Below are 11,904 nucleotides of genomic sequence, written 5' to 3'. Positions count from 1 at the left end.
CTATCCTTTCCCTTGATCACCTGATCAACGCGGACAACGATGTACCGTTGAGAAATTGTGATGTGACGCGTACGATTTTTCTTCCATAGTTCCACAAGCATAAATCTCTGGGAAGAGGATGGAGGAGCACAACGTAGAGTTGTGCTCCTCCATCGCCACGTTTTCCCAACCGGGTTCACTCACCCCTGTCGAAGCGAAGGCATGGGAATCGGAATGGCATAGGTCTGACCACCCACGCCAACTCCCCCTTCGCATGTATTCGGAGGGGTTGTACAGCTGCCACGCGATGAAGGGCACTCGGCAGCCCAAAACATATAGCCCAACATTCCATTCGTGGTCCCCACCCCATTGGGCGCCACGGACTGCACATAGCTCCCGGTGGTGTCGATGAGCGACCCACTGAAGTGGTAGCATTCCGGCTGAACGGACCCGCTGGCACTGGTAATGTAGAGGCTTCCTGTGAACTTGGCCGGAGCGAGAGAGGGGATCGGGGGGCTATACTGGGGCTTGCCATCGATATGTTCTTGCCAATTGCTCTCGGCACTGCTCGCACTGTTTGGTTGCCTGCTCGGCACCATGGCGTTGGCATAATCGAGGACGGGGGTAGAGGTCGTCAGCCAGGACGTGGTCGCCTTGGTCGCTAATCCTATGAGCCATCGATCTCCAGCGGCCAGGTCAATGGTCAGGCGCGCGGCGGGGTTATTGCCTGTTGCATCGTAGGGTTCCACAGAGCGGTAGGCATCAATGAACGCTTGCAGTCCTGTCAGGTTCGGAGAGCTTGACTCTTCGTAGTCGATCTCAATGCCCACCCCCAATTGCTGTGCGACTGCTGCTGCATTGAGCCCCAGTTGGGTGGGATTGGTGGCAAGTGCCTGATTCCAGGCACTGACGTAGGTAATTCCGCCGATAGAGAGCATGACGCGGATATTGTGGCTCTTGAAATAGTTCACGATATCTGATGTCATCCCCATGGGAATCCCCTGAACGGTCTGGGCATCCGTTGTCTTGTTGAGGAGTTTGAGTGGTTGGACAAAACTCAAAACGACCAGGTTCACAGAGGGGGTACCATCACCTCGATCAATGAGCCAATGGTTCTTACTGTCAAATTCGGTCACACTGCGTACGGTCCCCCAGAGACAGGCATCGTTGCTACAATGCCAGGCGCCATAGACCGAGATGGAGGGTGATGTAGTGGTTGCCAGATGAGATGCAGCGTTGCTCAGCGGGACATGAACAAAGAGAAGCAACAGTGCTGTAAAGATGCCGAATAGACGGAGGGCCCCCCTCTTGTTTGTCATAGCTTCCTCCTCATGAGGTTCGCACGTTCTAAACTGCATAGCGGTGGCCTCAAGTTGAGCAGAGGCCTTGCTGCCTCACGTGCAAGGCCTCTGTTTCGAGCAGGATGCCTCCCGTTAGAAAGCACCAGTCCCATTTGGTGTTCCCAGACCAGTCGGGCCATCATAGCCCGATCCGGCAGTACAGAGATAGCTGCCGCCACAGGAGCCGTTGCTGCCGCTGGTGACGTCAAACAGGCTACTGGTGTGGCTATAGAGCGACTGCGCGGCGTTGACGCTGCTGGCATTGCCCGCCAAAGCATAGACACTGGCGATAATGGGAGAAGCAACACTGGTGCCACCAAAGACCATCCAGCCACTGCCCTGACCATAGGTGTCGTAGACAGAAACTCCAGTGTTTGGATCAGCTACTGCCGATGTATCGGCAACAGTACGTTTCGAACAGCCAGCGTCGGTTTGCCAACTTGGCTTGCTGATGTAAGCACTGCACCCGCTGCCGGCACCGTTCCAAGCGGTTTCAGACCAACCACGAGTGTTGCCGCTCCGACTGAGCGAGGTGCCACCGACGGCGACAACGGTGTTGTACGCTGCTGGTACCTCCACACCATAGCCGTTATCACCAGAGCTTGCTGTGATAATGTGTCCAGGATGATTGTAATACGAGGCATTGGATGTCTCGCCACTGGACTCGCTACCGCCATAGCTATTGCTGATGGTGTTAGCACCCAGATTGACGGCGGTGTTGACCGCTGTCCCTAGATTGGTGAACGAATTTGAAGAGGCCTCAACAAGCAGAATGTGGCAGTTGGGGCAGATGGCACTTGCCATATCAAGGTCGAGGGAGATTTCTTCGGCCCAGCCACTGTTGCCGCGTGGATAGCTGGTGCCACCATTCTGATCGACTTTCTTGAAACAACCATTTGCTGTTGTGCAGGCGGACAGGCCAAATTGTGAGCGATACACGCCCAGGTCGGATTCAGCATTGGGGTCATTGTAAGCATCCACAATCGCAATGGTCTGCCCACCTCCAGCCGTGCTTGAAGGCAGCTTGTACGCGGACTGCAGATCAGATGGGTTGTATCCAGAGGGGCTGCTTGCGTTTGGAGTACGACCTCGGCTATCGCTATCAACCTGGATAGCACTACAGTATGCTGTGCCAGCAGGGGTAGCACTACAAACGTGGTGAGAGGTGAATGAATGTACGCTGGTAGCCTGTGCAAATGCACTGGTGGAAGCGCCTGCCATAACGAGGAGTATGGCAGCCAAAGCATAGAAAGAGAGCAGAAGTTTCCGCAAAACGGCTTCCTTTCCGTGGGCACACTGACACCGATACATCCCGACTATAGCTCTTCCTTTTGAGCGTACCGTGTGGATACACCTTGCTCATAGGACACGTTATTTTCATACGGGTATATCATTGTATCAGTGCGAAAAAAAATAAAGGCGGTAAACATTGCGTACGCCATACCCTCGTATGCGTACGAAAGAGTGCTAGAAGTAGATAGTGATACAATTTGGTTGTACGTTGTTGTGGCACCCAACACCCTTTTCATAATTATTCACTATAAAACGGCAAAGGTCAATACTTTTGTTGTATTTCGTTACAGACATAAATAATTTCATTTGCGGTAGAAGTCTGCGTCAGAATTTTGGGATTGGATCTTCCTTACTCCGTCAGCGCGTGCTCACCAGGGTGCTGCTCTCGGAGAGGATGGTGCTGCATCGGCGTGGGAGGGCAGCGCGCGTTTGTTCAAAGATCAGCGAGGAGATCTGTGGATACAACCGCTCGGCAGCAGTATCAAGAGTGAGCCAGATCCCAAAAGCGGCTGAACTGATTACGTTCGCTTTTTGAGCACTCCTTCTCCTGCATCAATCTACCTCATCTCTCTCTTCACGCGCATTCTCCCCCTTTTCTCCCTCTCCCTCTTTCTCCCCAGGCCACCACGAAAAAAAGTGATCATGTCATTTTCGCGTTTACATTCCTCCCCCTCTCGTCCGCTCTCCATTCACGCACATATGTCGCTGCACCGTCATATTTCCCGCACAAAATCAGGAGTCGTCGCCAGGCATCGGGAAGCAGTAGAAAACGGAGCAGGTAAGGGTTCAAGTGCAAGGAACAAACACCGTCTTCACCTGCTCACTCTATACATACCCGCTGGACCAGAAAAACCGGAAACCACTTTCGGCGATAGTTTACCACTCTAATCCACGAAAACGCTTCGCTCCCGAATGCAGTACCCTGCGTTTCTGCACAACCAGGCGCCTCTCTCCCTACGATATAGGGAGGGCATGGGGAGGGCATAGAAAAGGCTAATTAGCGATAGTGGTAGCGCTGCCTATAACCTCATCTACTCTTTCGTAGCGGTACTCAATACATTCTAACGCACATACGCCCTATATGTGGCGACGCGACGACATATTTACGTATACACACGTGGCTCCTCACGGAGAACCATAACGGCACATCACCACTTTTTCACACATACAAAAGCGTATGTGTGCCTGCACACGAATACACGCCTCTTCCCACCATTTGCAATACTCGTAGCAAGTATCACTCACTCACGCACACATGGCACAGTCAATTCCATGTATATGTGGTTTGCTTTTTTCTTTGCTTTTTGAGCACTCCTTCTTCTGCCTCACCTTGCCTCCTTCCTCTCTCCACGCGCTTTCTATCCCGTTTCTCCCCGACCGTTTTTTCCCAGGTCACCATAAAAAAGTAGTCATATAATTTTCTCGTGTACAGTAAAATAATTTATAACATGCTATAATACACTTATCATTTCCTCTTATCCCAAACTCCATATTATCCACTGAGACTTCTATAACCATTGATGCCTAATATGGATATATGTAAATGTTGTTCATGATACACAAATGGTAAAGGGCAAAATACATGGACAAAAAATGTATAGCTTTCTATTCTTGGCAAGACGACCTTCTACCTCAGACCAATAAAAATGCTATCCGCAAATCTCTTGATAAGGCAAAAAAAGAGTTGCTAAGGCAAAGTTAACCATAGAAATAGATGAAGCAACTAGAGATGAAGCGGGAAGCCCAAATATACTTCAAACTATTCTCAAGAAAATAACGAAGGCAGATATTTTTATTTGCGATGTCAGTATCATTAACGCTACTTCAAAACACGGTAGAAAAGTACCCAATCCGAATGTCGTATTCGAGCTTGGATACGCAGTCTCGGAATTAGGTCGGGAACGGATTATATTATTGTTTAATACCGCTTATGGCACCCATCAAGATTTGCCTTTCGACTTCAAACCCCACAGAGCCACATCCTATCATCTAGATGAAGGGAAGCTAAATGAAGGGGAGCAAGAAAATTTACAGCCATTAATTAAACAGTTGAAAATCGTTGTTCCAGAGACTCTTCTCTTGAGAAGAAAATGGAAAAGGCTGTCCTCTCCTCAGTATTTGGTGGCCACAGAAACCAAAGAGACGAGAGAACACCAGGGAAAAGGAATCAAAGATGAACAACACGCGTATTGCAGTCACACCGCTCTCTCTGCCCAAAGGGGGAGGAGCGATACAAGGAATAGGTGAAACTTTTCAAGCCGATGCTTTCACTGGCACAGCTTCGCTCTCCATACCTGTGCCGACATCTCCTTGCCGTGACTTTGAGCCACGCCTGAGCATTGATTATGATTCAGGATCGGGAAATGGGCCTTTCGGCATGGGATTCGGGCTTGCCATTGCCACCATTTCGCGCAAAACGTCTAAGGGGCTGCCTCGATACGATGGTACAGATACTTTTCTGCTCTCTTCTGCTGAAGATTTAGTGCCTGTTCCTGACAGCCAGCGCGAAGAGACCCGCAATAATATTGCGTACAAGATCACAGCCTATCGCCCCCGCCTGGAAGGACTATTTGCTACCATTGAATATTGGACTGATCAACAGAGGAGCACTTCTTACTGGCGGGTGGTTAGCAACGACAATACCACCAGCCTCTTTGGAACGACTGAGAACAGCAAGGTCGTGGATCCAGAGAATCCTGATCATGTCTTTCAATGGCTGCTGGCAGAAATGTTTGATGCCAGGGGCAATCACAGTATCTATGAATATACAGCCGAAAATAACGATAATGTACCAGATACTCTCTCTGAAATGAAGCGCACGCACACAGCAAAAAAATATATCAAGCGGATCTCTTATGGCAATATGGAGCCGTTTCAGGAAGGGCAAACCACACAAGAGACATGGCACTTCGAGGTGGTTTTTGACTATGGAGAGTACAATATCGATCCAGCCAACGCCACGCCCTATACACCGGTGCAACCCTGGACCAGACGACTCGATGCGTTTTCGACCTATCAGGCGGGCTTTGAAATCCGTACCCATCGGCTCTGTCGCCAGATCCTCATGTTTCATCGTTTTGCAGAGTTGGGGGCTGATCCTCTCCTTGTGCACGCGACGCGCTTACACTATCAAGAAGCAGCGACGGTATCGCTGCTCCAGGCAGTGGAATCCATTGGCTATCGCTATGAAAACGGTCACTACCAGACCAGAAGCTTTCCTCTGCTGGAGTTCACCTACACGTCCTTTCAGCCGGACGGGCACAGCTTCGAGCTGTTGCAAGATAGCAATGGGCAGTTCTTGCCTGGCCTTAACCGCTTGCCTGAATATCAGCTGGTTGACCTCTATGGCGAGGGCATTCCTGGTGTTCTCTACAGCGATGGCAACACCACACGGTATTGGGAGCCAGAAGACAGCAAAGACAATCAGGGAATGGTGCAGACTGTGCGCTATGCGCCCACTCAAGCTCCCTTCGAGCTTCCCATTGAGAGTATGAGCCAGCCAACCAATCTGCGTTTGCTCGATCTGACAGGCAGCGGACAGCTCGATCTGCTGATAAATACCTCGGTCAGCGCTGGCTATTACGAAGCAAAGTCAGACCATACCTGGGAGAAGTTTCGGCTGTTGCCCTCCTTTCCGAGCGATTTCTCTAACCCTTACAACTACCTGGTGGATATGACTGGCGATGGCCTGGCGGATCTGCTATTTCTGGGTGACGAGCAACTGCTTATCTATCCTTCTCTGGGGACAGGTGGCTTTGGAACGCCGTTGACCCGTAGTCGGAGAAGTGATATTGCGCTGCCCAGACTGGGTGCGAAGAATGAAGTACTACAGTTTGCCGATCTGTTTGGCAGCGGCATGTCGCACCTGGTGCGTATTACGAACGGCAAAGTCGAGTGCTGGCCCAACCTGGGCTACGGTCAATTCGGGAACGTGGTACTCATGGATAACGCGCCGCACTTTGGAGCAGGTCTGGATGCTTCCCGGCTCTTTCTGGCGGATCTGGATGGCTCTGGCACGGCGGATATCATCTATGCCTATCCCGATCATGTCGAGGTCTTTTTCAATCAAAGCGGCAATTCCTTCAGCTCTCCCCTGTCTATCCCTCTGCCTGGCGCCTGGGACCGCATCAACGATATCGAACTGGTTGATGTTTTTGGCAGCGGAACAATGAGTCTCCTGCTGAGCGAAAATCATCCTCAGCCGCGCCACTGGTGCTACGATTTTAGCCAGGGACAAAAACCTTATCTGTTACAGGGAATCAACAACCATCTTGGAGCACAATCCACGATTAGCTATTGCAGCTCAACACGCTATTACCTGGAAGATAAGCAGAATAACCTGCCCTGGATTGTCAATCTACCATTTCCGGTACAGGTCGTGGCGAAGACGGAAACGATTGATCTGATCTCTCAGACCAGGTTGGTCAGCACTTATGCCTATCATCATGGGTATTATGACGGCATCGAGCGCGAGTTTCGCGGCTTCGGTCTGGTAGAAAGGTGGGATGCCGAAACATTGTCATCAGATGCTCAAGCGACCGATGTTCCCCCTGTTTTGACCAGAACCTGGTATCATACAGGGGCATGGGAGCAGGATAGTATGCTCTCGCAACAGTATCAGCATGAATATTCTCAGCATGATACTCAGGCATACCACCTGCCAGCAAACACCTTTACGCTGCTTGCGGACGACGCTGACGCGCGGCGTGAGGCCTATCGTGCCCTCAAAGGTCAGGTCCTGCGGCAGGAGATTTCCTCACCGACAGCACCCATCATGTCGCCAGAACAGCAACAGGATGCACCCTATAGCGTCACTGATAACAATTACGCTGTCACGCACCTCCAGGCCAGAGGACAAAACAGGTATGGAGTATATTTTGTCCATGCACAGGAGAGCCTGACGTACGCGTATGAGCGCAATCCACACAATCCACGTGTCAATCACTCCTTCATTCTGAAAGTGGACGACTATGGCAATATCCTGAACACCTGTGCTGTGACCTATGGCAGACGGCAAACCACAGGGACAGAACTCCCTGAACAGCTAAGTTTGAAGGTAGTCGCGGGCGAGAACAGTTTTATCAATCAGACGGGAGACGACATACGTCTGCTTGGTGTTCCTCAGGAGAATAAGACATACGAAATCACTGGCCTCGCACTCATGTCGGGGCAGACATACGTTACCATTGAACAGATCGGGGCATATCTGAATCAAGTTGCAGGCACGGCAGCCGCCCGGCTGCTGAGCTGGCAGCGCCATTACTACTGGTCTCCAGAGCAGAAGCTGCCCTATCCTCTGGGTCAGGTGAGTTCGCAGGCCTTGCTGGCACACACTGAAGAGGCCGTGTTCTCGTCGGCCCAGGCTGAACAGGCCTTTGCCGGTGCGCTCACGAACGATGCTCTGGATGCTCTACTTGCGCAAGAAGGAGGCTATCAGCTTGATCCAACACAAATGTACTGGTGGAATCCGGGGCTGAGCGAATCATATCTGGACGCATCCCAGTTCTTCTTGCCCAGCGCTACCACCGATCCCTACGGTCATGCCACAAGCTACACCTATGACAGCTACAACTTGCTGCCCGTCAAAGTTACAGATGCGCTGAATAATCAGATGACCGTGCAGGTAGTTGATTATCAGGCCTTAACTCCGCAGCAGTTGCGCGACAGCAACGGCAATATCTCCGAGGTGCTATGCGATCCGCTGGGCATGGTCGTAGTCAGTTCTTTTTATGGGATGGAGAACGGTCAGGCAGTAGGTTTTATGCAACTAAAAGACTATCAGCTGCAAGTAGCGCCAGGGATGAACGATGTCATTGCCAATCCGCAAAAGTATCTGCAAGGAGCGAGCAGCTATTTCTATTATGATCTCTTTGCCTGGGACGAGAGCCAGGCTCCAGCACATGCCGTCAACCTGCTTGCCACAAACTATCCATCTGTCAGAACTTCAGCGCCGATCCAGATCTCTATCAGCTATAGCGATGGATTAGGGCGTGCACAGCAAAGCACCATGCAGGTCGAGGCAGGACTGGCACATGTCATCAACCCGGACGGGACAATCACTGAGGCCACGGCCAATGTACGCTGGCTGACCTCCGGGCGCACTGTATACAACAATAAAGGCAACCCAGTCAAACAGTATGAGCCGTATTATATTGCCTCGTACCAGTATGTCGACAATCCACACCTGAATATGTTCGGCGTCTCTCCGACGCTGTTCTACAATCCACTGGGGCGTCTCATACGCGTCGAGACGGCGAAAGGTTTTCTGCGCAAAACCGAATTTACTCCCTGGATAGAAACGTTCTACGACGAGGACGATACCATCGAAGATTCCACCTATTACAAGAGCAATATCAACAATCAAGCACCAGACTTTCAGGATGAGCGCCAGGCCTTGCAGAAGGCGGCCATGTTTTACAATACGCCCACTACAAGAGTATTCGACAACCTGGGGCGCGTCGTGCTGGAGATTCAGCAGGCAGGAACACAACTTAAAACGCATTACGAATGGGATATCCAGGGCAACCAGCTCGCCAGCGCTGATCCGCGCCTGTATGCCGCTGGCAAAGAAAATTTCCGCATGAGCTATACAATGACAGGTGTGGCACTGAAAACCGTCAGCGCCGACGTGGGCACGCGCTGGCAGCTCTCTAACGTCATAGGCAATCCCATTTATAGCAGAGATGCACGCGACTTCGAGCTACGCGTACTCTATGATGCCCTCAACCGCCCCACGACCATAAGCGTGCAGGGTGGTGATGGGAGCACACCTATCAATCAGATCGTGGAAAGAATGGTCTATGGAGAGAGTCTGGATGGCATGGGGCAACCCGTCGTGGCCAATCCAGAAAAGATGAATCTGCGCGGCCAATTGTATCAGCGCTACGATCAGGCGGGAGTTTTGCAAAACAGTGCCTATAGCATCACGGGGCAACCCCTGCAAGTCAGCAGGCAACTGAGACAGGATTATAAGCAGGAGGCCAACTGGAACGACGTTTCATCTGCAACTCTCAAGACCTTGCTACAACCGACGAGCTACCAGGAAATCTATCAGTATGATTCACTGGGCCGCGTTACGGCAGCAACGAATTCAGACGGCAATATCTCAGAACCGACCTATCATCTTTCAGGCAGGCTGAATCAGATCCAGGTACGCCCTCAGGCCGGAGCTGCACCGGAAATCTATGTGCAGAGCATCGATTATAGCGCCAGAAATCAGCGACAAAGCATCAGCTATGGCAATGGCGTCACAACGAGCTACGCGTACGAGCCGACGACCTTCCGGCTGACGCATATTCTAACGACGCGTCTAAGCGATAGCAAGAAGCTGCAAGACCTGAGCTATACCTATGACCCGGTAGGCAACATCACACACATCGTCGACGCCGCGCAGGAACCGGTTTTCAACGCCAATCAGCAGGTCAACCCCGCATCCGATTACACCTATGACGCCCTGTATCGTCTGATTGCCGCCACGGGGCGAGAGCATCCGGCCATCTCACAGCAGGATGAGCAGCAAGGCGGCTTTAACGCCAACCTGATCTTGCCCCTCCAGCCGCTCAACAATGGGCAGGCACTACAAAACTACAGCCAGCAATTCACCTACGATGACGCTGGCAACCTGTACTCCGTCCAGCACCAGGGGGCAAACAACTGGACGTACACGCTGACGGTTTCAGACAGCAGCAATCGAGCGGTTGATAGCCAGCTAACCAACCAGTCTGTAATCGTGAATGCCTCTTTCGATGGCAACGGCAATCAGATCCAGATGCCCGGATTGCTGGCTATGGCCTGGAATTACCGCAACAATATTGCCAGTGTGACAGTCATTGCACGCCAGAATGCGCCCTCCGATGGAGAATACTATGTCTACGATGGTACAGGCAATCGCGTTCGTAAGGTGAGCGAACAATACGGCAATGGAGGAACGGTTGCGCATATCGAGGAAACGCTCTACCTGGGTTCGCTGGAAATCAGGCGCATCACGCAAGGTAGCAGCGTGACAGAAGAGCGGCACTCCCTGCGCGTTCTGGACGGCGAACGGGCAGTCACAACGCGTATCACGTGGACGCAGGGCACACCGCCAGCCGGAGCCGCAAATCCACAATTGCGCTATCAGCTAGACAATCACCTGGGCTCGGCAACACTGGAAGTAGACGCGAATGGCCAGATTATCAGCTACGAAGAGTACTTCCCCTATGGTGGCACAGCCCTGGTCGCCGGACAGAATGCGAGCGAGGTGGAGTTGAAGCAGTACCGCTATTCAGGGAAAGAGCGTGATAGCATGACAGGGTTTTATTACTATGGTGCTCGCTATTATGCGCCCTGGTTGGGAAGGTGGATGAGTCCCGATCCGTTAGGTACTGTGGATGGGCCGAATCTGTATGTGTTTGTTGGAAACAACCCGATTACATCACGGGACGGGGATGGCAGGATGATAACAGATAAAGTAGAAGAAAAAGGAGAATCCCAAATACAACCATCTTTACCTCAAACACCTCCTAATATTATTATTGGAGAAAAACACACTAACCCAATAGCAAGAAATTTTATAAAGGAAAATATACAAAATTTCCAAAAGTTACATTACGATTTTCTTGCTTATGAACTTCCTCCTGGAGTAGAGATAGGAAGATCACTTGATAAAACGCTCCATGCCAGTTCGACTTTTCAAGATGCTTTAGACAAGGCATTTACACGCCAGCAGAAAATCGAAGAGCTTACCGATAGGCAGCAACGCGAGATGCTCACCAATGTACAACAAAAATTCTTTGAAAACCTTACACTCACTGAGAATGCGCTCCTTTTCGAACATTATAATGCTTCAGATAATCCTTCAGAAGTAAGAGGTAGCATAAGTAAATTATTTGAAAAAGCGATAAAAAATGGAATTAGAATTGTACTTCTTGATTATACCAAATTGCAAATAAGTGGTGATACTATTGATAAAGAAGTACCAGAAGATGTTAAAAAACAAATAGATACAGAAATCTCCACTTTTGCCACAGATCAACATTACCTATATAGCGAAAGTAGAGATGACTCTACTAATCGTATATTCTATTACGATATTTTTTCTTCGAAAATATTAAGAGAGTTAAAAGGTGCATACATTGCTATATCTGGATCGGACCATTTGAGAGGTATTAGAGATTTGACTGAAGCAGTGGGTTTTAATCTATCGGGTGATAATGACATTCAAGAAGAAAATGATTCAATTAGAGATTTTTTCGATTTAAGTAAAGAAAAAGAGTATTTTTAGAAAAATAACAGGGCTTGAATTTCATTTCAA

General features: G+C 50.3%; 4 protein-coding genes. 2 read left to right on the top strand and 2 right to left on the bottom strand.

What is annotated here, in order from left to right:
• Window positions 1–179: 179 nt before the first annotated feature.
• Together AABA21_RS13335 and AABA21_RS13330 are read right to left on the bottom strand one after the other, a co-directional pair.
• Window positions 180–1,298, bottom strand: coding sequence for a glycoside hydrolase family 18 protein (locus AABA21_RS13335; protein ID WP_338250720.1), 1,119 nt, complete (start codon window positions 1,296–1,298; stop codon window positions 180–182).
• A gap of 114 nt (window positions 1,299–1,412) precedes the next feature.
• Window positions 1,413–2,540 (bottom strand): S53 family peptidase, encoded by a 1,128-nt coding sequence (locus AABA21_RS13330; RefSeq protein ID WP_420917156.1) that lies wholly within the window; start codon window positions 2,538–2,540, stop codon window positions 1,413–1,415.
• Window positions 2,541–4,316: 1,776 nt separating this feature from the next.
• Here AABA21_RS13330 and AABA21_RS39385 point away from each other — a divergent pair.
• Entirely contained in the window at window positions 4,317–4,859 is a 543-nt protein-coding gene (locus tag AABA21_RS39385) for a TIR domain-containing protein (protein WP_420917155.1), read from the top strand.
• Window positions 4,786–11,874 (top strand): SpvB/TcaC N-terminal domain-containing protein, encoded by a 7,089-nt coding sequence (locus AABA21_RS13325; RefSeq protein WP_338250716.1) that lies wholly within the window; start codon window positions 4,786–4,788, stop codon window positions 11,872–11,874. Before AABA21_RS39385 ends, AABA21_RS13325 begins: the two co-directional genes overlap by 74 nt.
• Window positions 11,875–11,904: the final 30 nt, after the last annotated feature.

Source organism: Dictyobacter halimunensis, from assembly GCF_036245075.1.
Note: the sequence above shows the minus strand (reverse complement) of the source record. Positions and strands in the feature narration are given on the sequence as shown.

Bases quoted from the DNA above. Each gene is read 5' to 3' on its own strand.
- AABA21_RS13335 (WP_338250720.1), bottom strand. From the start codon at position 1,298: ATGACAAACAAGAGGGGGGCCCTCCGTCTATTCGGCATCTTTACAGCA.
- AABA21_RS13330 (WP_420917156.1), bottom strand. From the start codon at position 2,540: ATGGCAGGCGCTTCCACCAGTGCATTTGCACAGGCTACCAGCGTACAT.
- AABA21_RS13325 (WP_338250716.1), top strand. From the start codon at position 4,786: ATGAACAACACGCGTATTGCAGTCACACCGCTCTCTCTGCCCAAAGGG.